Below are 23848 nucleotides of genomic sequence, written 5' to 3' on the forward strand. Positions count from 1 at the left end.
GTTTTAAAAATCAGCATTTTCAATGCAAACTATCGGGATCTCCGATAGTTCGCCGATTGAGCGGCCCTTCACGATGCCAAGGAGGGGAGATCGAGATCCGCCAATGGGCTCTGCATCCTCGCTAACGCTGAGGCGCGTGGATCCCCGGCATCTTAGCGGCTGTCGTCGACTTCATAGACGTGTCGCTCGAACCGTTCCACCAGCGTGTGCATCACCCGGCGTGCTTGAACAAACGCCTCTGAGCCGGCTCGAGCTGCCATATCGGCCTCGTATGCTGCGCGAGAGGGAAATCTGCACTCCCATCTGACGTCGGGTCCATTTCCCTCACGCAAGACAAGGATTTCGCCGGGCTCCAGGCCGAGTTCGCGCCGGATGCCGCTTGCCTGGCGGCGCTGTTGGAGCACTACCGGCGCCTGATCCTGCTTGGCGAAGTAGTTTGTTGCTTCGACGATCGTCAATTTTTCCTCCTCTGACCCGCGGGTCTTCAGCACCCGCGCAATCCGCGATGCCGCTACGACACTTGACCGGCCCATATTATGATCATAAAGTGTGATCACGATAGATGATCTTGGTTTCGACCCATAGCAAACTGAGCGCGAAACCCAAACGAAATAAGGCAGGCCCATTTGCCCACGATCAAATCCGTCGAAACGTTGATTGTCCAATTGCCGACGCGGCGCGAGCACAAATGGGCAGGTCTGACCGAGGTGATCGGCCGATACGTCATCGTCAAGATGACCGACAGCGACGGTCGCGTTGGTTGGGGCGAAGCGCCAGCTCTCAAGGACTGGGGTGGCGAGTTCGGTCGGTATTTCGGCGAATCCGCTTTGATCACGCGTGTCGTGATCGACACGTATCTGGCTCCCGCGATTGTCGGCGTCGAGCTCGGTAATATCGCCGAACTGCATGCACGAATGGACGCGGTCATCAGGGGCTACCCCTATTCCAAGGCTGCCGTCGAGTTCGCCGCCTATGACCTTGCCGGTCGTTGGCTCGATGTTCCCGTCAGTACCCTGCTCGGCGGCAAAGCGCGCGATCGTGTGCCCGTTACCCATTCGATCGGCTTGATCTCGATCGAAGAGGCTCGCGTTGAGGTCGCAAAGCTGGTCCAGGAGGGGGTGCGAACCATCAAGGTGAAGATCGGGGTCGATCCGGATCGCGACGTTGCGATGGTCGATGCCGTTCGCGAAGTCGCCGGCAATGCCGTCGAAATCTGCGTGGACGCCAACGAAGGCTACAAGACGCCTGGCGAGGCCGTTCAAGTCGTTCGTCGGATGGAGAAGAATCGACTGAAATATGTCGAGCAGCCCGTCATGGGCATCGAGCGCATTGCCGAGGTTGGTCGCCGCATCGACGCACCCGTCATGGCCGACGAGTCGGCCTGGAATGCGCATGATTCGATCCAGATCGTTCGGTCCGGCGGCATCCAAATCGTGTCCATCTACACGACAAAGGCTGGTGGTCTCTACAAAGCCATGGAGGTCGGGGCGGTGTGCCGGGCGGCCGGCATCATCTGTAACGTCAACGGGTCGATCGAGACCGGGATCGGGAATCTCGCCAACGTCCAACTCGCCGCAGCCTCACCCTCCGTGACCCTGTCCTGCGTCATTCCGATTTCGACGCCGGCGGAGTTCCAGCACGGTCAGGTTGCCGGCATCTACTACAAGGACGATCTGCTCGTAGAACCCATGAAGGTCGCAGATGGCGCAATCGTCGTGCCATCCGGACCGGGAATGGGTATCGAGGTCGACCAGACGAAGATCGAAAAGTACCGCGTGCGAGATTAAGCGCGCAGCAAAGAAGTTGGAAAAACAGGAGCGGTCATGCGGGCGGAAATCGTCGCGAAACAAGTCAAGTCAATGTCTCAGCATGGGCTGGATGCCATCATCTGCTCTTCGCCTGAAAATTTTTCGTATACTGCGGGGTTCGTGGTCCCCTCGCAACCACTCATCCGTCACCGCCATGCAATGACCATCGTCACTGCCGACGGCCGCTCGGCATTGTTCGGCGTCGATATGGAGGCATCGACGATCAAGCGTCGCCAGCCGGACGTGCCGACGCGCATCTGGGCGGAATTCTCAGACGATCCCATGCTTGTGCTCGCCGATCAACTCGCGGGGCTCGGACTTGCTCAGGCTCGCATTGGACTCGAAATGGACTACCTGCCGGCGGGGGATTTTGCCCGGCTGCTCGCGGCCATGCCGGCCGCAAAGTTCGAGCGTGCCGAGCCGATCCTGGCGCGACTTCGCCAAATCAAGACCTCGGAGGAGATTGCGCTTTTGCGCAAACTTTCCCGTATTGCCGACCAGGCCATTACCGATACTCTCTCTGTGGTCGACGAGGGCAATTCCGAAATGGACATCGCCGGCCACCTGACCCGCAATGTCTATGCTCTCGGCGCCGATCACTTCAAGCTGATGATCGTGGCGACCGGCGAGCGCAGCGTCTTGCCCAACGTCGGCCCGTCGGAGCGCGTCTTGAAGCGGGGGGACGTCTGCCGCGTGGAGATATTCTCCGTCATCGACGGGTATCAGGCTGGCGTCTGCCGAACCGCGATCGTCGGCGAGGCACCGCCCATGGCCGAGAAGATCTGGGCGCATCTGGTCGAATGCAAATACGAAATCATGGAGAAAGTGAAGCCGGGCGCGAGCTGTCGCAATATCTACGATGCGTTCATTGCGAAGCTCGCCAAGCTCGATCTGCCGCCGATCTCGTTCGTGGGCCACGGTATTGGCCTGCACCTGCACGAAGATCCCTACCTTGGACTGACGCCGGTGCTGGGCAAGCCGGGCACCGACGCGCCGCTCGAGGCGAACATGGTGCTTGGTTTCGAGCCGCTTTGCTATGACACCGGCCATGGCTTCGGCATGCAGAACAAGGATATGCTGCTGGTGACCGCCAATGGGTCGGAACTGCTTTCCGACTATGCCGACACCGACCGGTTGATTCCCGTGGGTACGGCCAGGAAAAGCGGGGCCGTGCGCAGGGCCGCCGTCGCTTGACGGAGGCTCCAAGCGAAGAGGAGCTGTTCGCTTGGTTAAAGGTCGCACGAAACTGCCCGGCGTTATGGTGCGGCAGTCAGGTGGGGCGGTCGTGATGGCAGAGAATTGGGTGAAGAGGCATGCGCACGCTAATCAAGGACTTGAACTTCGCCTTCACGGTCGACAAGAACGACACGGTCGTGCGCAACGCCAGTCTCGTGGTCGAGAACGACCGCATCTCGGATATCGGTCCGGCCGATGACGTGGCCGCGCGGCAAAAAAGCGTCACTTTTGACAAGGTGATCGATGGCAGGATGCTCGGTGTCTGCCCGGGCTTCGTCGACAGCCACGTTCATCTTTCGGAGACGCTGTCGCGCGCAGTCTTCCCGGACAATCTCAACACCCGGGCCTGGGTGTTCCACTGGGCTAAGCCCTTTTACGCTCACATCACCGAAGAAGACGAATATTGGGGTGCGCTGCTGGGCATCACCGAGATGCTGCGTTGTGGCACCACGTGTTTTCTCGACATGGGATCGCAATACGATCCCGGCATCGTCGTTCGCGCGATGGAAAAGGTCAGCATTCGCGGCATCACCGGGCGGCACGCGGCCGACAATCCACCGCCCGAGCTCCCCCGCGGATGGACCCAGGAAATGGTGGATCATCATTTCTTCCCGAACGCCGAGGCCGCACTCAAGGTGCTCGAGGATTGTGTCGTTCGCTACAACGGCGCCCTCGACGGCCGTGCGCGTTGCTGGGTCAATATCGAAGGCAAGGAGCCGTGTAGCCTCGAACTCCACGTTGGAGCGGTGAAACTGGCTGAGAGGTTGGGCGTCGGCACGACCTATCATCTCGCAACCTCGATCGAGGAGGCGAGGGTTTGCGAGAAAAAATATGGCTGCTGGCCCATCACGCGTATCGATCGGGCCGGAGGCATAGGAAAGAACCTGGTCATCGCTCACGGCGCGGCCGTTTCCGACGAAGAGGTCCGTCTGCTCGCCGAGCGTGGCGCCAGCGTCGCCTTCTGCCCGTGCTCGTCATTCAAGTTGGGGAAGGGTGCAACCGCGATCGGCAAATATCCGGAGATGGTGAAGGCCGGCGTTAAAGTCGGCCTCGGCACCGATGGCGTGTCGGCGGCCGGCAACATGAACCTGATGCGGCAAATGCTGCTCGTCGCCGGCATGTTCAAGGACGCCCGCTTGCAACCGGACATATTCACTGCACGACAAGCACTACGCGCCGCGACCATCGAAGGTGCGAAGGCGTTGATGTGGGACGACGAGATCGGTTCGCTGGAAATCGGCAAGAAGGCCGATTTCGTCCTCTTCGACCTGGACCACGTCGAATGGACGCCGTTCTACGATCCACTGCAAGCTTTGGTATTCTCTGCATCGACCGCTTCGATCGTGCAGACTTGGGTCGATGGGAAGCCGTCATATGTCGACGGCAAGGTGCAGGGGGTTGACGAGCCGCAGATTCGGCGCAAAGCCCGGCAACTGGCTGCTGCGGCGGTCGAGCGCGCTGGTCTGCATGACGAAGCGGTCGAGACGACCACGACTCTTTACGACGTCGGCAATTAACGAGCCGGCTCTAGCTGCGGAGGCGCAGGAGAGAAGAACCTATCGCGTTCAATAGGCTGCATGGGAGAGATCGGTCGCCGTCGTGACGGTGTTGGCCGGCGCCGAAGGAGCAACCCCCAGGAAACTCTCAGGCAAAAGGGACCATGCAGCTGAACGATCTGGAGAGTGGCACTTCGAGTGTCCACCGAAGGGGACCACCGTACCGGCCGAGCCGTGGCGGTTAATCTCTCAGGTACAGCGACAGATTGGGGACAAACCGCGGGCCTCGGCCCGCTCCCAACTTCGATCGCGGAGAGTGAAATGCCACATGTTGTCGTCATCGGCGCCGGTATCACCGGCGTCACCACCGCCTATGCCCTTCTCAACCGCGGCCATACCGTTACGGTGATCGAGCGTCAGCGCTACGCGGGCATGGAGACATCGTTCGCCAATGGCGGCCAACTTTCCGCAAGCAATGCGGAGGTCTGGAATAGCTGGTCGACCGTCTTCAAGGGAGTGAGTTGGATGTTGAGGCGCGATGCACCGCTCCTCATGAATCCAGCGCCGACCTGGCACAAATATTCCTGGCTTGGCGAATTCATCTTCAACATCAAGAACTATCGCGACAACACAATTGAGACCACACGGCTTGCCATCGCCGCACGCAAGCATCTCTTCGCCATTGCCGAGCGCGAGGGCATCGACTTCGACCACGAGCGGCGCGGCATCCTTCACTTCTATCGGGATAAGCAGAGTTTCCAACACGCGCTGAAGGTCAATACCATTCTCGTGGAGGGGGGCCTGGACCGTCGTCCAGTGACGGCCGCAGAGGTGAAGTCGATCGAGCCGACGCTGCATGGCGACTTCTTCGGAGGTTTCTATACCCCGTCGGATTCCACCGGAGACATCCACAAGTTCGTTTGCGGTCTCGCCAAGGCATGCGAGAGACGTGGCGTGCGTTTCGTCTTTGACGCCACTGTGAGGCAGATCGCTCGGGACGAAGTTTTCCGCATCCAGTATGGGTGTGACGAGCCTTCAGGCGGCGCTCGTGTCAATGAGATCGATGCCGACAGTGTCGTCATATGCGCCGGTCCCGCAAGCCGCGACCTCGCGGCGATGCTCGGCGACCGGCTCAACGTTTACCCTGTCAAGGGCTATTCGATCACCGTGCACCTTGACGACGAGCAGAGCCAGAAAGCTGCGCCTTGGGTCAGCCTGCTCGATGATGGCGCCAAGATCGTTACCAGTCGATTGGGCGCTGCGCGCTTTCGCGTCGCCGGAACGGCAGAGTTCAACGGCATGAACCGCGACATTCGCCAAGACCGCATCAAGCCGCTGGTTGACTGGACGCGAACGCTGTTTCCTTCGGTCGATACCAACCGCGTCGTGTCCTGGGCCGGGTTGCGTCCGATGATGCCGAACATGATGCCGCGGGTCGGCAGGGGAAGGATACCGGGCGTTTTCTACAACACTGGCCACGGCCACCTGGGGTGGACGCTCTCGGCCGCAACCGCAGAGATGGTTGCCGATTGCCTTGCCACCGAGTTCGAACTTGGCATCACGGATCGCCTCCGACTGGCAACGTAGGCCATCCGATCATGGATTGCTCGCATGCGGCGGGCGAGCAATTCTTCGGCTTGACAATCACAGTTGTGATCATAAACTGTGATCAAAGCTGGCTCTCGGGTGGCGCGATTTGCGCTTCGATCTGCGGAGAAAAGAATGAAGGTTGCGGTACTCGGAGGAGGAGCAGGGGGCGCGGCTTCGGTCGCAGAATTGGTTCTCGCAGGCCACTCCGTTCATTTCTGGGCGCGTTCGGCCGAAACGCTTGAACCGCACATCAAGCTCGGCGGCGTTGCATTCGACGGCAAGCTCGGCGAAGGAGTTGCAAAGCCTACCCTGATTTCGACGGATCTCAAGTCGGCCATCTCCGGAGTCGACGTGGCGGTCGTGGTCCTGCCGACTTTCTCGCACTCGGCCATAGCCAACGCACTCGCAGCAGTCGGTTGGCCGTCGAACAAACCGGTCGTGCTTAACCCCGGCCACACCGGCGGGGCGCTGGAATTCGCCGAGGCCTATTCCCGCACCGGGCGGTCAGTGCCGCCGGTGGTTGAGTTCTCGACCCTTACGTACGTCGCGCGCAAATATCGTCCTGACGGCGTCACCATTAGCGGTCGGGCGAAGCAACTGAAGGCTGCCGCTCTCAGGGGAGGAGCGGAGGCGCTGGAGATTGCTGCAAAATTGTATCCAGGCGTCACGCCCGTTCGTGACGTTATCGCCTCCGACCTCTCCAACGTGAACATGGTCCTGCATCCCCCCGGCGCGGTGCTGGGAGCCGCCTGGGTCGAGGCGACCGGCGGCAACTTCACTTTCTATGTCGATGCCATGACGCCCGGGGTCGCCCGGGTCATGCGGCAATTGGACGACGAGCGCTTGGCGGTCGCCCGGGCATTCGGGCATGAATTGCCGAATTTGATTGAAGAGATGAAGTTGCTCGGCACGGTGGAGGCTGACGTGGTTGACGTTACCGATTACCGCGCGGCAATCGCGGGCGGTGAGGCCAATCGTCGTATCAAGGGGCCGGACTCGCTCGAATATCGCTACTACAAGGAGGATTTCGGCCACGGCCTGCTACCCTTCCTGGAGTTTGCGCAGATCGCCAACGTCAACGTGCCCGTCGCGACATCGCTCTATCGCCTGGCGCAGGCTGCGGTCGGAACGGACTATCGGATCGGTGGGCGGACTGCAGAAGCAATGGGCATCACCGGCATGTCCAGGGATCAGCTCATTGAGAAGGTAAGGGCCCCATGAGTTGGCAGAATACGGTCATCGCAATCGTAGCCGGCGACGCGCGTGAACAGGAGATCGCTCGCTGTGCCGTGCGGGCTGGAGCCGCCGTTCGAGCCTACGGTTTCCCCTGGCCTGACGGGGGCATCGAAGGTGTCTATCATGCTGCCGATGCAGCCGACGCATTGAAGGGCGCCGACATAGCGCTGTTTCCGATTCCGGGCATCAGCGCGGAGGGCGCACTCTTTGCGCCAAAGTGTCCGCAAAAGATCATTCCGACGCGCGAGAAGTTGGCCGGCATGAGGCGGCCCGGCAACATCATACTCGGTTGGGCAGACGACAATCTAAAGGCCCATTGCAAGGCGCTTGGCATCGCGCTGCACGAGTACGAATGGGACGTCGACCTCATGCTGTTGCGCGGGCCGGCGATCGTCGAGGGGGTATTGAAGGTGATCATCGAGAACACGCAGATCACCATCCACAAGTCCAACATTTGCCTGGTTGGCCAAGGCACCATCGGCTCGCTTCTGACGCGGACGCTGGTTGGGCTCGGGGCTCATGTTCACGTCGCTGCGCGCAACCCGGTTCAGCGCGCAGCCGCCCACGCGACAGGCGCCGAGGCGCTGACGCTCGAACAATTGCCTGCAAGTCTGCCTCGCATGGACATCGTTATCGGCAGCGCTCCAAAGCGATTGCTCGAGCGCGACCAATTGGTTCTGCTGCCCAAACACGCGCTGCTGGTCGACGTCGCCGCGCCTCCCGGAACGATCGACCGGGATGCCGCAGCGGAACTTGGGCTGAAGGCCATCTGGGCGCGCGGCATGGGCGCCCGTGCACCGATCACCGTCGGCCGCAGCCAGTGGACCGGCATCAGCCGGCGTATCGAGGGAATACTGGAGCAAAGACAATGAAGGCGGATCTGGTCATAAAGAACGCGCGAGTGGTTCGCCACGACGGAGAATTCCACGGCGGTGTTGCGGTGAAGGACGGCAAGATCGTCCTGACCGGTGCTGACGAAGTTTTTCCGGAGGCCAAGCGCACCATCGACGCCGAGGGGCGGGTGTTGATGCCGGGCTTGATCGACCCGCACTGCCATCTGGGCGTGAAGTTTCCCTTCGCTGAGGACATGCGCACCGAGACAGCCGCCGCGGCCTCCGGCGGCGTGACGACGGCGCTGCTCTATATCCGCAATCTCAAGGAGTCCTATCTGCCGTTCTACGCGGAGCGCAAAGCGATCGGCGAGGAGAACTCGGTCATCGACTTCGGCTTTCATTTCGGGATCCAGCGCGAGGAACATATCGCCGAGATTCCGGAAGTCATCGCCAAGACCGGCGTCAAATCCTTCAAATGCTATTTCGGCTACGAGCCGGACAATCCGATCGGCATCGTGCCGGCGACCGACGGCTGGGTCTACGCCGCGATGCGCATCTTGTCGAAGGTTCCCGGCGGTGTGATCAACGTTCACTGCGAGAACACCCAGATCGCATCCTGGATCAAAAAGGAGATCGCGGCCACCGGCCGTCAGGATCTCGGCGCATACACGGAATCCCGCCCGGCCTTCTGCGAAGTGGAAACCATCCGTCGCATGCTCTTCCTTGCCGAGAAGACCGGCTGCTCGCTTCATCTGGTCCACACCTCCGTCGGCATGGGTCCGGTACTCGCCGCCGAGGCCCAGGCGCGTGGCGTCCGCGTGACGGTCGAGACCTGTCCTCATTACCTCACCCGCACGTGCTACGACGAAGATCTCGACATGCGGGCGAAGATATCGCCGCCGTTGCGCGACCGGAACGAGCTCGAGGGGCTTTGGCAGGGCGTCATGAACGGCTCGGTCTACAGCCTCGGCACGGACCACGTGCCGTTCCTGCCCAAGAAGCTGGAGGATCTTTGGACCGAATTCCCAGGTGTGGTGAGCTTTCCCTGGGAGCTGTCGCTGATGCTTCATTTCGGCGTTCATCAGCGCGGTTTGCCGCTGTCCCGGCTTGTCGAGCTCAACTCTTTCAACCCTGCGCGACGCTTCGGGCTCTGGCCGCGCAAGGGCCATATCGACGTTGGCTTCGACGCGGACCTTGTGCTGGTCGATCTCGACGAGCAGCGCACGGTCAAGCACACCGGCAAGGGCACCTGCATCTATGAGGGATGGACGCTCAAGGGTTGGCCGGTGATGACCGTTGCGCGCGGTGACGTTATCTATGAAAACGGTTCCGTCGCTGACAACCACTACGGTCGCGGTCGATGCGTGACCCTGCCGTCATGAGTGGCATGGACTTCCACCAACTGGAGTTGGCAGGCCGAGAATCGCTCATGCCGGCCCAAATGTCGGTGAGTGAAGCTGTCGCCGGTATCGTAGCGCGCAAGACCACGGTCCGTCAGGAGAGATTGTCCGGAATCCACAACCCATGGGGACATGCGATCGGCTTGACGGACCCCTGGATCTTTCTGGACCTCTGCGAGAGCCAACGTGTCGTCGATGCCGCGCGCGGCATCCTGGGGCAGGACATCATCTTGTGGGACAGCGAGCTGTTCACGGAAGTGCGCAGCTATGCCGACTTCCTGCACAAGGGGCGGGAAGGTCGCTATTGGCCGGTTGAGCCTTTCGCGGGGGCGATCGTGTTGTTGCCCATTGGCCGAGTTGATCCGGGACTGCTGGCGATCGGTCTGAACGACATCGAAAAGAACGTGCTCGAGATGTTCAATCCGTCTGAGCCAATCTACGTCATTCGGCTGATGCCGGCCACAAGTCACTTCGACCGAGACCCGAGGCATTCTGCGCACCGCGCATGCATGGAGGAGCAGGTTTTGATCAACTATACCAACCGTCCGCTGTGGCTACTCAGCGGTGTCGATCGGGCGAGCAATGATCTGGTTACGGGCTTCGCGACCGCCGCGCCCACTTGGGCATCCGGCGCTCGGCGGGCCGAGAAGGAAGGAGAGAGCTAATGCCATTTGTCGTCGTCGAAATGTGGGAAGGTCGCACCGTCGATCAGAAGCGCAGGCTTGTAAAAGCCATCACCAAGGCAATGGTCGAAGAGGCTGCCTGCAAGCCCGACCATCTGCATGTGGTGATCCATGAGACAGCGAAGGATAGCTGGGGCCGTGCCGGCGTGCTGGGTATCGATATGGAGGAAAACAAGAAATGAGCTTAGAGTCCCTCGACTATCGCAAGTCGGCGCTCCTGGTCATCGACCTTCAGAATGCCTTCATTCATGAAAAGGGCACGCTCGGCATTTCCGGTGTCGACACCAAGCGCCTTTCCTCAATCGTTCCGCCGTTGGCAAAGTTGATCAAGCAGTGTCAGGAGGCGGGCATCCCCGTCATTTGGACGATGCAGGAGCATTTTGCCGTCGACAAGAATCGCGCCAAAAAGAAGCTGCTTGGTCACACCGCCCGGCGCAAGCAGGTGTCCGCGCTCGCCGGCACCTGGGATGAAGAGATCATTGAAGAGCTCAAGCCGTTGGCCGAGTTCAATCCTTCCTTCGTGATCCGCAAGCACCGCTTCGGCGCCTTCTACGAAACTCGACTGGAGATGATGTTGAAGATGCTGGGGACGCAGCACTTGTTCATCACCGGTGCAACCACAAATGCCTGCGTTGAGACGACGATCCGCGAAGCCTACCTCCGCGATTTTGATGTGATCGCTGTTGATGATTGCGTATCGGGCGTCAATGCCGATTGGGAAGCAACCGCCAAGCAGGTCTGGAAGCAGTACTTCTGCGAGATCGCGCCATCCTCAGAAATTCTCGACTGGATCGGCGAACAGGCGAAGCCGCGCGTGACAAACTACGGCCACCAGCTCATCATGGTCAACGATATCGACAAATCGGTCGCCTTCTATACCAAGCAGCTCGGTTTCACGATCAGGCCGGCCAAACCGCTTGCGGATGGCCGGCCGTTCGTTGCCTTCCACCAGGGCATTGCTCTGATCAATGGCAAGGCCGCCGACCATCGCCAGCTCGACCACATCGCCTTTGAGGTCAACGACGTTCGGGCGCTCGATGCAAAGTTGAAAAAGGCGGGCGTGCACTACTACAATGGGTTGCACGACGGACCATATGGGCTGACGATCTACATCGCCGACCCGGATGGAACCAAGGTCGAGCTGTATCAGGTCGGCATAACCGCCTAAGGGCGGCTGTGCATGCCCGCACAGCCGCCCCAAGGCAACGCTCTTGTGCCAATCGGCAGGTCAAAGAAACCTGAGGATGCCGATTTGTGGCGCTACTGCTTCACGATGCGGTTGCCGCTTACTTCCAAATCCACTAATGATCACGATATGAGATCACAAGGATGTGGACCGCGAAGTCGTTCTCGAAGAATGGTCTCGGTGTCCTCGAGTATCTCGGGAGTCGCGGAGCGACGCCCTAATAAAAGAGAGGCGGGAGATGCGGACGGAGAAAACGGAAGTTGCCGTAAATGGCAACGAAGAAGGCAAGCGGCAGCGGGGGCACATCTACGAACGTGTGCTGAGCTATATGCGCAGAGGGCTGATGGTCGGGGCGTTTGTTCCCGGCCAGGTCATGAGTTTGCGCAAGTTGGCGGCAGGGCTCGGAACCAGCCCCATGCCGGTTCGTGAAGTGCTGAGCCAGCTCGTGGCGGCGAATGCCTTGGAAGAAACCAAGGGGGGCTCGGTACGCGTGCCGAGGCTGAGCGCTGAGAAGCTGAGCGATATCTTTTCAGTGCGTGAACTGCTTGAAGGTACGGCAGCCGAGCTCGCCGCCAAGAAAGCTTCGCCTGCGCTCCTTAGCGGCCTGACGTCCATCAATAAGCAGTTGCTTCAGGCGATCGCCAAGCGTGACATTCTGAACTGCCTTTCCTTCAACCAGAAATTTCATTTCACGCTCTACCAGGCGAGCGAATCCGAGACGCTCATGCTCTTGATCGAGTCGCTGTGGTTGCAGTTCGGGCCGACCATGTACATGTCGTTACTGATCCCCTCGAAGCCCTGGAGTGCATCTCATCACGAGGACATTCTGGCGGGGCTGAAGGAGGGCAACCCAATAGCGGTCAAACGCGGGACGATCCAGGACATCCGGACGACTTGCCGGGCCTTGCTCAGCATAGCCGGCTCGCAGGGAGCCGAGCTCCCCTTCGCGCAAGGAATGGAACTGCAATTCGATGACTGAGAACCCGAGATCCGGAGTACCGCGCCATGGAAGCAAAGATCGAACAAAAACTGGCCCAACTGGGAATCAACCTGCCCGCAACGACGTCTCCAAGCGCCAACTACGTTCCCGCGCGCAGACTGGGTAGCCAGATCTACATCTCCGGGCAGGTCCCTAGCGAGGGCGGCAAGGACAAGTACATCGGTAAGCTCGGCTCGAACTTCTCCGTGGAGGAAGGCCAAAAAGCTGCGCGTCTTTGTGCAATCAATATTCTTGCTCAGCTCAAGCAGGCATTGGACGGCAATCTCGACAGGGTGGTCGGGGTCATTCGGCTGGGCGGCTTTGTCAATGCCGAGCCGGACTTCAAAGATCATCCCAAGGTCATCAATGGCGCGTCTGACCTGATGGTGGAGGTGTTTGGCGAGGCAGGACGCCACGCTCGCGCGGCGGTCGGCTGCAGCTCATTGCCCCGCAACGTTCCGGTCGAGGTCGACGCAATATTCGAGGTCATCTGAATCATGCAGCCCGCCGCTCCCTCCCTAGACACGCGGATCCCGGTTCATGTGCTGACGGGATTTCTCGGGAGCGGCAAGACAACGTTTCTTCGACACCTGCTCGGGGAGCCTGGTCTCGTCGAGACGGCGGTGATCATCAATGAATTCGGCGAAATAGGACTGGACCACCTGCTGGTGCGGGAGGTCGCGGAAGATGTGGTCCTGCTGTCGTCCGGATGTTTGTGCTGCGCCGTGCGCGACGATCTCGTGTCAACCTTGGCCGAGCTTCTGGCGATGGTCCGCAGCGGCGCGGTGACGCCTTTCCGCCAGGTCGTTGTCGAAACCACCGGCCTCGCCGATCCGGCGCCTATCATACACGCGGTGATGAGCGCCTCCGAATTGCTGCATGGCTATCAAGCTGGCAACATCATTACGACTGTGGACGGCGTCAGTGGCCTCAACAGCATTCGAAATTTCGCAGAAGCAGCCCAGCAGGTGGCGTTAGCGGATTGCGTTGTCATCACCAAGTCAGATCTTGTCGAGCGCTGGCAATTGGACAAGCTTGAGCTCGATGTCGCCAAGGTCAATCCATCAGTGCGCTCGCTGACCTCGAGCAAGCATGCGATGCCCTCGGCGGTCGACGTCCTGGCCCATGGCGACGACTGGGAGCCGCACTATCTGCGAGTAGCTGACAAGCCTGGGCGGGGAGTCCACAGCCACGGCATAAAGACCTTCACGGTCGAGGTGACGCGTGAAGTCGAATGGCCGGCCTTTGTCGATTGGCTGGAATTGTTGCTGGCTGCACGCGGTGAATCCATTCTCCGTGTAAAGGGGTTGTTGCCGGTCAGAGGCGACGAGCGACCGGTTGTCATCCACGGTGTGCAACACGTCGTCTATCCGCCAGAATATCTGCCACGCTGGCCGGAAGGTTCGCCACGCGGCTGGCTGGTGTTCATCGCGCGCAACCTGACGCGCACCGCGATCGAAAATTCCCTGCCGAGTATCTTTGCCGCCAGGCACTGACGGTCGAAAGCGCAACCGCGCCGATACGATATCGATCGCAATTCTTCTCCATCACCTGGCAAGCCGAGCTGCTCATCGAAGGCACGGGCAATTCGCCGCCATGCTTTTCTGCTCATGTTTGCGGCGCAGAAATCGCTCGAATGCATGAAAAATGGCCGGAGGCAGCCGACATTACACGCTTGACAATACGAAACTGTGATCACATCATGAGATCAAATATATGTTGGTTTGGGAAGTGATGCCATCGACCGCAGGGACGCGCCGCATGAGTGGTGATGTCCGGGTGGCGAAACCAAGCCCAAGATTGACGGGGATGAACGGGATGTCTCGGGTGAATCTCGCAGCAGCAGTGTCGGCCCTGAGGGCGCGCCGGCGAGCCGGGTTTTTTCGACGAGACCGTCGGGCTGTCGTCAGATCCGCGCGACCTCTCCTTGATTGGTTCGTTGAGCAAGTCCGACTGTGCCTCGAGAGCGCGCTTGTCGGCGAAGTGTTCGTTGATGTGACAAGACCATCGAAGGCGTCGGTGGACGGTTCTGCCAAAAACAACTGTAATCTTCTAACGCGGTGAGGCTACGGTGGCGAGTACGGATATTGTCAGTGCCGGCAAGGCACAGCGGAAGCAGGGCAAAAGCATGAGCGGCAAGAAACGCGCTCGCGGCAGTTGGCTAGAGCGTTATTCGGCGCTCCTCGTAGCTGCGGCGCTGATCGGTGCTTGGCAAATTCTCGTGCCGCTGTCAGGTCTTTCAGAGTTTGTCCTGCCGACGCCGTCGGCCGTCGCCACTCGAATGATCAATGACGCGCCGCTGCTCGCCGCCCACCTCTATGTGACGCTGTTCGAGGTGATCGTCGGCTTTGGCGTGGGCGTGCTGGTCGGTGTCCCTCTGGCGTTATCGATCTTCTATTCCAAGCCCTTCGAGCGCGCCATCTATCCGATCCTCGTGGGTCTACAGACGGTACCCAAGGTGTCGCTGGCGCCGATCTTGGTGCTGTATCTCGGCTACGGTTGGGCACCGAAGATCGTGCTCGCCTTCTTGATCTCGTTTTTTCCGATCGTGATATCGACCGTCGTCGGCCTGCAGTCCCTCGACAAGAATCTCGTCAACCTGGTCCGCTCAATGGGCGCAAACGAGTGGCAGACCTTCTTCAAGCTGCGTCTGCCAGCGGCGCTGCCTAACATCTTCGGCGGCTTCAAGGTGGCCATATCTCTCGCCGTCATCGGTGCGGTCATCGGTGAGTACGTGGCAGCCGAACGGGGGCTTGGCTATCTGCAGCTTCAGGCAAATTCACTGTTCGATACCACGCTTAACTTCGCGACCGTAGTGACGATCTCACTGCTCGGCGTGATCCTTTACTACATCATCGATGTGGTCGAGGCGCGCGTCTCCTACAAGCGTGACGACGCCAAATGAAATGCCTTTAGGTGACGATTGATAACAACGATGCACAGTTACGGCGAGGCAGTACGATGAATGCCATCCAAACATCAGGTGCGGCAGTCGAAATTTCGCAGCTTTCGAAGGTCTACAAGACCCGCGAAGATGATGATGTCGTCGCCATCGAGCGGATAGACCTTCAGTTCGAGCCAGGCACCTTCGTCGCTGTGGTGGGGCCGAGCGGGTGCGGCAAGAGCACCTTGCTTTCAATGCTCGCGGGCCTTGTCTCCGTCTCGACCGGCAAGATCGCCATTGACGGGGACGCGATCAGCAAGCCGCATCCCAAGATCGGCGTCGTCTTTCAGTCGGATCTCCTGCTCTACTGGCGCACCGTGCTCGACAACATCTTGCTGCCGATCGAGATCAAGAAGCTCGATCTTTCAAAGTTCCGAATGCGTGCCGAGGAGCTACTTGAGCAAGTTGGCCTCAAGGGTTTCGGCAACAAGTTTCCATCGGAGCTCTCGGGCGGCATGCGTCAACGAGTGGCGATATGCCGCGCGCTGATCCAGGAGCCGGGCCTGCTGTTGATGGACGAGCCCTTCGGTGCGCTTGACGCGCTAACTCGCGAGCAGATGATCATGGACATGCAGTCTATGTGGCTGAGGGTTCAGAACACGGTTCTGTTTATCACGCACGGTATTGACGAAGCTGTATTCCTCGCCGATCGCGTGCTGGTCATGTCTCCGCGCCCCGGTCGAATCGATCTTGACCTAAAAATCGATATGCTCCGTCCCAGACAGTGGAGCAAGGTCCACGAGGACAAGGTCTATCATGGCTACGTCCGCCAGATCCGCGATATCTTTGAGGCTAAAGGCGTGCTCGTCGCCCACTGAGCAAGGGTAGGCGCGTCAGTTGTCAAGAGAACCAGGCATGAATGCCGCAGGATGATTTTCTGCGGGAGATGACTTGCGTCCCAAATCATGCGGGCGTGAGCCTATTCAGGGACTTCATGCGGAATTGGGTGCGGTCCGCAGTGATGTGGCCGCCGCCATTTCCGAGGCCGCGTCGCATTCCGACTATCGCGTTGAGTATGCCCGACGGGCAGCTCGTTTTTGAAGAGGGGGACTAAACATGCTTTCTGCCAAACTTGTGAGTCGAACAATACTTGCGGTCAGTCTGATCGCTTGCGCATGTACTGCAAGAGCTGCGGATGAACAGGCACCAGCCAAGGCAAAGCCAAAACCCGTTGCGGACGCTCCGTTCTTCCTGGTGAATGACAACCGGCTCACCTACTCCTACCAGTTCACGGCCACGGATCCCGGTGCGTTTAGCACCCGGCCGGACGGGACCATCAACGGCAAGACCGCAAAACAGGTCTATTCATTCACCCATTTCGACATATGGGCTTACGGCACAAACTTCTTCAACGTTGATATGTTGAAATCCGATCACAACGATCCTGCCTCCCCTTGCTCGCCCGCTGGTGTTCTGCCTTTTGGTCCCCAGGGAATTTGCGCTGGAGTGACGGAATTCTACGGCATCGAGCGGAGCACGTTCGGCTGGAATGAGATATTCAACACGAACGCCTTCAAGATCGGACCGCTGCGGAATATTTCGTTCGAGGTCGGCGTCGATCTCGGTACTGCGAATAGCTACTTTGCACCCACAACGAACAACGTCGTTGGCGGTCTGCAATTCGCCTTCGATCTTCCGTACAAGGGCTATATCAACGTGGCGCCCCTGGTTGTCGCAGGGCTCGCTAGCCACAAATCGTTTCTTCAGTGTGGCCTCTTCAGTCCAGGCTCTCCGGACGTGACCTGCCTCTTGGATGGCAACAGAAGGTTCCCACCCACTTGGAAGGTTGAAACCAATTACTACATGGATCTGGGATTCCTCCCCGAAAGCATCAGGTATTTCGCCATCAGCGGCCGTGTTTCCGTGACGGGAGCGAAGGGCGATATCAACACGCTCCCTGCGCTGTCCGGCGTTGGACGGTTCAGCAACGCCAGCAAGATCGAATTGAACAGCGAGCCGATCCGCTTGACGTTTGACGCCAGCAAGGCGTTTATGGGCCCTAAATACAGTCACTTCGTTGACGTCTGGGTTGCCTATCGCTACTGGCAGAACAAGTATGGCCTCGATGCGAATGCCACTCCCGGCACCTGCACCGTCGCGGCAACGGGCGTCAGCACCAACAGCTGCACGGAAAAATCAGCCAGCGCGGGTGTCTCGGTCAAGTTCTAGTACCTGGTCTCATTCGCACAGCAAGATGGCGCGGCGTTCAATCACGCGGCGCCATCAAAGCTCCTGATTGAACCGACATGACTATGTCCGCCGGCTCATCACTGAAGATGCTGAGCTGCGTCAAATCACCAACGTTCTCACTAGCGAATCAATTCGGCTAGCGCTCGTAACGCTGCACGCCGCCGTGTTCGCAAGCATGGCGGCCTGCTGGTGACGTCCTGATCGTCCGATTCGCAAAGCCGGTCTGCGCTTGGACGGTGTGACGCTCAGCTTGGCTTGGAGGCGTCAGCCCACGCGAGAGATGGTGGAAATCGAAGGAGAATTTATGACTGCAAGGCACCGCAACACGGCGCGGAACAGCACCGTGGTGGCAGCCATGGCGCTGCTCGCTGCTATCGTCTTCTCATCGGCTGCCTTGGCGGCCGACGATGTGCGAGTGCGTTTCAGCTGGAAGCTCAAGGGCGAGTATGGGCACCTCTACCTTGCGCAGGACAGAGGCTTTTATACTGCCAAGAACCTCGCCGTACGCATGGGGGAAGGTGCCGGTTCGCAGGCGGCACTGGGCGCGCTCGTTCAGGGCCAGCAGGACATTGTCATCATGCCTGGGATATTCGCTGCTTCCGCGATCCAGAAGGGCATGCCGATCAAGATCATCGCGCTGTACCATCCAAAGACGCCCGTCGTCATGATCTCGCATCCCGACAAGCCCATCCTCAAACCGCAGGATCTCGAGGGCAAGGTCGTGGCACATGCCGTCGGCGAGACGGGGACATCCTATCTCGGAACCTTCTGCGCGGTGAACAAGATCGACTGCACCAAGATCAAGAAGGTGCAGATGGACGCGCAATCGCGCGTACCCCAGTTCCTGCAGAACCAGGTGGACGCCGTGAGTATCTATCGCACCAGTGACCTGCCCGTCCTCGAGCAGCGGACCGGAATCAAGTTTCCGATTCTCGATCTCGCACAATATGGGCTTGTTGTTCCAGGGCAGGCCGCAGTCACGAGCGATGCCGCTATTGCCAAGAAGCCGGATGTTCTCATGCGCTATCTCGCTGCTGTTAACGAGGGCATCCTGGCCACACGAAGTGATCCGAGGGCTGCTGCGAATGCCATCGCTAAGGTTTGGCAAGTCGGCCCGTCGGTGGACGTCATCGAAGCACAAGTCAGGGCAACGATTGACGCGATGGTGTCCGAGGAAGGAAAGCCCATCGGCTGGGTCGACGCGAAGCTCATCGAACAAGCGATCGAGTTGCTCAAGACCGAACAAGCGATCGATCATCCAAAACCCGCGGCGTCGTTCTTTACCAATGAACTCCTCGCCAACTGACCGGCCAAAGATGACATGCGAGTAAGACTGTGGGCGTCGGGCGAGGTCAGACGATGTGAATCCTGCGCATCATTGCGTTCACATATATTCCAGTCCAACGCCCACAGGTGGGACCGGGGGCGGCAATCCTCGATGAACTGGCTCGCGGGGCCTTCTACTGCATTGTTGCTTCGGGCAAGCCGGTGGTGAGACTATGCAAGCTGCTCTGTGCTCGTATCCGCCTCTAAGATTCATAAGTCATCAGCGGATCCCACGAAGCGTGCTCCGGTGCCGTTCATGGCCCTTGAGAATCTCGGTCCGGCAGTTGAATTGCTTGTGCAGATGGTCGCCGCGTTGCCCATAGGACGGTAGCTCCGCGAAATCGCCTTAAAATCTCTAAACGATGACCACAAAAATCACGTTCCGTGCTGACGGCGCCGTTCGCAGTATTGACGCGTTGAACGATCCGGTGAACGCGAATGGCGTCGGAGTGATGGAATCGTTCAATCGCGAACAAGTCCAGGAGAGATGATGAAGTTGGTGAAGACCTCTGTAGTCGCATGTGTTCTTTCGGCTCTGCTTGCGGGCCAGGTGCTCGCGCAAGACCTTTCGACCGGCGCCAAGAATCGCGGCGGCATGCAAGGCAAGAGCATACAGGGCGGCATGAGCGATGATGAGGATTCGACCGCTCAGCTCGGCGCTGCGGACCGAAAAGTGGGGATGAAGCCGGCCAAGAGCACAAAGGGTGCAGCCGGCACCACTGGAATCGCTCCGAACAAGGGGGCAGCTGACGAGTCTTCAGACGGCGGGACGCCGACGGCCGGCAAGCGCCACTAACGCGGACGGCTCTTATCCGCAAACCTCCGGTCGCGCGCAGGCGGCCGGAGGTTTTTCCGTGCGTAGTTCGATCTCGGCGCGAATGGCCGAGCAGCAAGCAATCAAGTTGATTGCTGCGTCAAGGCTGTCAGCGCCCCATTGCGGCTCGTCCACCAGAAAGAGTTGCTGTTCGACATAGGGGCGGAAGCATTTGCCGTTGGTCTGACCGCGGAAGAAGGCTCCGTGGGCTGGTCGAATTTGCGCTCCAATACGGCGTCACTTCAATCCACGGCTTGATCTGGCTTGATTATCAAGTGATATTTCTGGTTTCTCCCGGCGCGAGCGCGGATGATATGTGTTGTCAGCCAAGCGTTGGGTGCGCCCCCACTGCTGATGCTATCGCTTATCGAGGTCGCGCAGCGCCGAATGGTGCCGGCGACGTCTCAAGCTCTGCAGCGGCGTGCGTCCAGCTGCCACCCGCATGGATGAGGTTGTCACAGCACGTTCCGGCAGGATATCGCCAGCTCGGCTGCCCGGCTCGGGAGCTGACAACTAGGATCAGGCCCTCTTCGCCGATTTGCGGTCGAGCCGGATGCAGTGAAGAAGTAATCGCGTTGTTTCGCGCAACGGGGGCTTTTGCCTTCCTCATGCCAATCCGCCTTGCGAGCTTCACGCCTAGGCTGTCAATCGGCATTCAAAGTTGACCTCCCGCGAATTATTCGCAAGCTTGCGCCGTACCTCCGGATTTCCTCCGCCATGGCCTCGCAGCTCGGGGAGCCTTGTCGGCGCATTTTCGACGTGACGGACAATTGCAGCCGAGGGAGTTTACCTGATGCAAGACGATCCGACATCGCACGGACTCTGGGAACTGACGGCTCCGCATGCACCTCAGACCGGTCGTCTGGCCGGCGAGATCGACGTCGATATCCTCGTCATCGGTGGCGGATATACTGGGCTTTCGTCCGCTCTCCACCTTGCAGAAGGAGGAGCGCGGGTCGCGGTCCTCGAGGCGTCTGAAATCGGCTTCGGCGGCTCCGGACGCAATGTCGGTCTCGTGAATGCCGGTATGTGGGTCATGCCGGACACTCTCGTAGCGACGCTGGGACAAACCCATGGGGAGCGCCTGATCGATCTGCTCGGCCGTGGGCCGCGGCGAGTGTTCGATCTTATCGCGCAACATGGCATTGAATGCGAACAAGAGCCCACGGGCACGTTGCACTGTGCAGTCGGACGCAGGGGATTGGAAGAAATCGAGGCTCGTGCTGAACAATGGCAGCGACGTGGTGCGCCGGTCGAGATTCTCGATGCCGAGGAGACGCGCCGGAGGATCGGTGGTGGCGACTACGCCGGTGCACTGCTGGATAAACGCGCTGGCACAATTCAGCCGCTGGCCTATGTTCGTGGTTTGGCTCGTGCCGCGCTTGCTGCGGGCGCGAAAATATTCACTCAGAGTGCCGCTCTCACCGCCAGCGACGGCGGCTCGCGCTGGAAGGTCAATACGGCAGCCGGATCTGTGCGTGCAGATTGGGTGATTGTTGCCACCGATGCCTACGCACGAGGACCCTGGTCGCAGGTCCGGCAGGAGCAGATCGAACTGCCTTACTTCAACTTTGCGACCCAACCTCTCTCGGATAATTTGAGAGCATCGATCTTGCCCGAACGCCAGGGAGCCTGGGATACGAAACAGGTGCTCAGTTCATTTCGCTTCGACCGTGCAGGTCGGCTGGTTTATGGCAGCATCGGTGCTCTCGAGCGGAGCAGTACAGCAGTGCACAGGGCGTGGGCAATCCGCTCGCTGGGCAAGCTGTTTCCTCAGCTCGCCGACATCGAATTCGAGGCCGGTTGGTTCGGGACGATCGGTATGACCTCGGACAACCTACCCCGCTTTCACAAGCTGGACCGCAACGTAATCGGGTTCAATGGATACAACGGCCGCGGAATTGCGCCAGGCACTGTGTTCGGCGGCGTGCTCGCGTCCTATGTGCTGGGGCAGGTTGCGGACCAAGACCTTCCGCTTCCGATCACTCCGGTGGAGGAGCCGCGCTTCCGCGACACGCGGGAGGCGCTCTATCGCATCGGGGCGCAACTCGTTCATTTGACCGAAGCCCGGCTCTGATCCGCCAGCTCTCGGTAGTCCGTGAGCTCCGCGCAAGGCACATGCTTCCTTCTCGCCGACATATTGCAATTCCGGCGGCCTCGGAGACGGCTATTGCCAATCTCGCTCGATCGGTGACGTCAGATGCCGACAATATGGTCGAACACCCGACACCGTTATCAACGGCCTGACCGGTTTGAAAGAAGGAACACAGCCGACTCCAGTCGCGATCTCCGCAAGTCTATCAAGCGGATCAGCGATGTTTTCTCCCTCGAGACGCGTTCAGGCGGCTCTTGCGACGCTGACAGCGCGTGGTGCGAGCTTTGTGAGTTTGTCAGCTTTGGTACCATTGTCCGTGAGCTGACACTCCGTTGATGCGCAGGGTCTATAGATCCAGCTCTTTCGTCGCGGCACGCAGCTTGCTTCGGTCGGCATACCATCACCAATCCAGGGCTTGGTGATGCAGGGGCGGACCGGACGCATCACCTGCGTTTGAGTCCGTCCCGTCGATCTGCGAGGCGACATGAAACGGCCGCCGGAAGAACTACGCAACAATCAGGGAGTGACGCAATGGAAATCGTCTTGGGATGTTGCGCCGGGCTCGTTTTCACCGGCATCCTGGTTGCGTGCTACTGGGCAGTGCGGTGACAAGGAGCCGCAACGCGTGTCTTTGCTTTTGAAATTGATCGAACCTGACCCGCGCCATAGCCTCCTGAAGCGAGCCTTGTCGCACGGCTCGCAAGCCTTTGGGCTCGTCAACAATAATCTTTGGTATCGTCTTCCGAATAGAGCGCTGCAAAGTGCGTTTCCTGACGATTCTATTCCGGAGGCTGCATTGAGGGACCCGCGCGCAGTCAAGCGCGAAAGATGCCCCGCCACCGCTATCAAGTCGATCATAGCGTAAGTTTCCGCCCCGCTGAGTCCGACGAGTAACGAGACGCGACAATGTGATGATCCGCTCGACTTTGGCTGTTCCGCCGCGCTTTGGTCAACGCTGGATTGGAAATCATAGGACCCACGCTGCCCACGGGCATAGCAGGCCAATGTCACCTGGACTGGCCAGTCTTGCTGCTTGCGCCGACTCGCTGCCGCGGATCGCACAAGCGCGGCTAATAGAACGGGATGTCGCATCTTAGTCAGCCGAACGAGCTCTGTGCCGCAATGGGCTATGCTGACGTGCTCATTGCTTCAAAGAAGTAAACCATTGCGGACCATATGAGTTGCCAGCTTACGGGAATGTCCGATGCCCCGACGATCGGTCGTGGCGTCAGTTCTCCTTGGCAACTCTGGCCGCGCGATCGAGGACATCCCGATGTCCGGAGCACCCTGCCGAGTAGGCTCTGAACCGACAACGTGGAGAGGCGACTTGCATGGAACGGTACACTGTCTACATGGTCAGACGCGACGGGCATCTCGTAGGCTTTGTCGAGTTTATCTGTTCGGACGAAGGGACCGCCACGGAGCGGGTGCGGAAGCTTGCAAGCGACCACGCGGTTGAGCTTTGGCAGAACGATCGTAGGATCGCAGCATATGAAGGACGCCGGTGGCTCCGCGAAAAGGAGATCGATTGAGATGAGCACGCGACGAAATGATTCGACGTGGGGAGCTGGCCGCCCGCCCCAGAATCGGCAGATGTTCGATATCCGCTAGCTAAGCAGGTTGCTCTCCGCAGAGTTGTCGAACATGCTCGGCACACAAACAAAAACCCCGGCATCGCTGCCGGGGTTTCGCATTCCGTGGTTCGCCTGAGTGGCCGGACTCAGAAGTCCATGCCGCCCATGCCACCCATGCCGCCGCCCGGGGGCATCGCCGGGCCGGCGCCGCCCTTCTTGGGCAGCTCGGCGACCATGGCTTCGGTGGTGATCAGGAGCGCGGCCACCGAGGCTGCGTTCTGGATCGCGGTACGGACGACCTTGGTCGGGTCGATGATGCCCTTGGTGACCAGGTTGCCGTACTCGCCGGTCTGGGAGTCGAAGCCATAGGCGTACTGATCTTTCTCCAGGATCTTGCCGACGATCACCGAGCCGTCTTCACCGGCGTTGATCGCGATCTGGCGAGCGGGAGCCGACAG

Annotated in this window: 22 protein-coding genes and 1 riboswitch; of the genes, 20 read left to right on the forward strand and 2 right to left on the reverse strand. The window is 59.6% G+C overall.

The window, feature by feature from the left end; genetic code table 11:
* Nucleotides 1-152: 152 nt before the first annotated feature.
* Nucleotides 153-557, reverse strand: coding sequence for a hypothetical protein (locus tag RAD04_RS06950; RefSeq protein ID WP_461623144.1), 405 nt, complete (start codon nt 555-557; stop codon nt 153-155).
* A gap of 69 nt (nt 558-626) precedes the next feature.
* Between RAD04_RS06950 and RAD04_RS06955 the strand changes: the two genes are divergently transcribed.
* From RAD04_RS06955 to RAD04_RS07050, 20 genes are all read left to right on the forward strand, one after another.
* Nucleotides 627-1787 (forward strand): mandelate racemase/muconate lactonizing enzyme family protein, encoded by a 1161-nt coding sequence (locus RAD04_RS06955; protein ID WP_027544479.1) that lies wholly within the window; start codon nt 627-629, stop codon nt 1785-1787.
* Nucleotides 1788-1823: 36 nt separating this feature from the next.
* Nucleotides 1824-3002, forward strand: a complete 1179-nt coding sequence (locus RAD04_RS06960) for a M24 family metallopeptidase (RefSeq protein WP_027544480.1) — start codon at nt 1824-1826, stop codon at nt 3000-3002.
* A 140-nt stretch (nt 3003-3142) separates the two neighbouring features.
* On the forward strand, nt 3143-4561 hold the full coding sequence (locus RAD04_RS06965) for an amidohydrolase family protein (protein ID WP_461623145.1): 1419 nt from the start codon (nt 3143-3145) through the stop codon (nt 4559-4561).
* Between the two features lie 51 nt (nt 4562-4612).
* Nucleotides 4613-4715, forward strand: a riboswitch (glycine riboswitch).
* 146 nt (nt 4716-4861) lie between these two features.
* The gene (locus RAD04_RS06970) at nt 4862-6127 is read left to right on the forward strand and encodes a D-amino acid dehydrogenase (protein WP_461623146.1); all 1266 of its coding nucleotides are present in this window, start codon (nt 4862-4864) and stop codon (nt 6125-6127) included.
* A gap of 135 nt (nt 6128-6262) precedes the next feature.
* Nucleotides 6263-7351, forward strand: a complete 1089-nt coding sequence (locus tag RAD04_RS06975) for an NAD/NADP octopine/nopaline dehydrogenase family protein (RefSeq protein ID WP_461623147.1) — start codon at nt 6263-6265, stop codon at nt 7349-7351.
* On the forward strand, nt 7348-8238 hold the full coding sequence (locus RAD04_RS06980; RefSeq protein WP_461623148.1) for a dipicolinate synthase subunit DpsA: 891 nt from the start codon (nt 7348-7350) through the stop codon (nt 8236-8238). Before RAD04_RS06975 ends, RAD04_RS06980 begins: the two co-directional genes overlap by 4 nt.
* Nucleotides 8235-9581, forward strand: coding sequence for a dihydroorotase (locus RAD04_RS06985; RefSeq protein WP_461623149.1), 1347 nt, complete (start codon nt 8235-8237; stop codon nt 9579-9581). The genes RAD04_RS06980 and RAD04_RS06985 overlap by 4 nt, the downstream gene beginning before the upstream one ends.
* Complete coding sequence (locus tag RAD04_RS06990; protein ID WP_458183833.1) at nt 9560-10264, forward strand: resolvase; 705 nt, start codon at nt 9560-9562, stop codon at nt 10262-10264. The genes RAD04_RS06985 and RAD04_RS06990 overlap by 22 nt, the downstream gene beginning before the upstream one ends.
* Nucleotides 10264-10464 carry a 2-hydroxymuconate tautomerase gene (locus tag RAD04_RS06995; protein WP_458183834.1) on the forward strand — a complete coding sequence of 67 codons (201 nt, stop codon included), beginning with the start codon at nt 10264-10266 and terminating at the stop codon, nt 10462-10464. The genes RAD04_RS06990 and RAD04_RS06995 overlap by 1 nt, the downstream gene beginning before the upstream one ends.
* The gene (locus RAD04_RS07000) at nt 10461-11450 is read left to right on the forward strand and encodes an isochorismatase family protein (RefSeq protein WP_458183835.1); all 990 of its coding nucleotides are present in this window, start codon (nt 10461-10463) and stop codon (nt 11448-11450) included. Before RAD04_RS06995 ends, RAD04_RS07000 begins: the two co-directional genes overlap by 4 nt.
* 256 nt (nt 11451-11706) lie before the next feature.
* The gene (locus tag RAD04_RS07005) at nt 11707-12447 is read left to right on the forward strand and encodes a GntR family transcriptional regulator (RefSeq protein ID WP_458183836.1); all 741 of its coding nucleotides are present in this window, start codon (nt 11707-11709) and stop codon (nt 12445-12447) included.
* 26 nt (nt 12448-12473) lie between these two features.
* Nucleotides 12474-12941, forward strand: a complete 468-nt coding sequence (locus RAD04_RS07010) for a RidA family protein (RefSeq protein WP_458183837.1) — start codon at nt 12474-12476, stop codon at nt 12939-12941.
* A 3-nt stretch (nt 12942-12944) separates the two neighbouring features.
* Complete coding sequence (locus RAD04_RS07015) at nt 12945-13943, forward strand: CobW family GTP-binding protein (protein ID WP_461623150.1); 999 nt, start codon at nt 12945-12947, stop codon at nt 13941-13943.
* 575 nt (nt 13944-14518) lie between these two features.
* Nucleotides 14519-15352, forward strand: a complete 834-nt coding sequence (locus RAD04_RS07020; protein WP_027544492.1) for an ABC transporter permease — start codon at nt 14519-14521, stop codon at nt 15350-15352.
* 56 nt (nt 15353-15408) lie between these two features.
* The gene (locus RAD04_RS07025; protein ID WP_027544493.1) at nt 15409-16209 is read left to right on the forward strand and encodes an ABC transporter ATP-binding protein; all 801 of its coding nucleotides are present in this window, start codon (nt 15409-15411) and stop codon (nt 16207-16209) included.
* Between the two features lie 238 nt (nt 16210-16447).
* On the forward strand, nt 16448-17560 hold the full coding sequence (locus RAD04_RS07030; RefSeq protein WP_375866021.1) for a hypothetical protein: 1113 nt from the start codon (nt 16448-16450) through the stop codon (nt 17558-17560).
* Nucleotides 17561-17885: 325 nt separating this feature from the next.
* Nucleotides 17886-18887 (forward strand): ABC transporter substrate-binding protein, encoded by a 1002-nt coding sequence (locus RAD04_RS07035; RefSeq protein ID WP_461623151.1) that lies wholly within the window; start codon nt 17886-17888, stop codon nt 18885-18887.
* Nucleotides 18888-19397: 510 nt separating this feature from the next.
* Nucleotides 19398-19703: a hypothetical protein gene (locus tag RAD04_RS07040; RefSeq protein ID WP_458183842.1), complete on the forward strand. Its 306-nt coding sequence runs from the start codon at nt 19398-19400 to the stop codon at nt 19701-19703.
* An 811-nt stretch (nt 19704-20514) separates the two neighbouring features.
* Complete coding sequence (locus RAD04_RS07045; RefSeq protein ID WP_461623152.1) at nt 20515-21798, forward strand: NAD(P)/FAD-dependent oxidoreductase; 1284 nt, start codon at nt 20515-20517, stop codon at nt 21796-21798.
* Between the two features lie 502 nt (nt 21799-22300).
* Nucleotides 22301-22681 carry a hypothetical protein gene (locus tag RAD04_RS07050; protein WP_461623153.1) on the forward strand — a complete coding sequence of 127 codons (381 nt, stop codon included), beginning with the start codon at nt 22301-22303 and terminating at the stop codon, nt 22679-22681.
* 855 nt (nt 22682-23536) lie between these two features.
* Here the strand turns inward: RAD04_RS07050 and RAD04_RS07055 are convergent.
* A partial coding sequence (locus RAD04_RS07055) for a TCP-1/cpn60 chaperonin family protein (RefSeq protein WP_461623154.1) occupies nt 23537-23848 on the reverse strand: 312 nt, incomplete at its 5' end.

The organism is Bradyrhizobium sp. 25ACV (genome assembly GCF_054863005.1).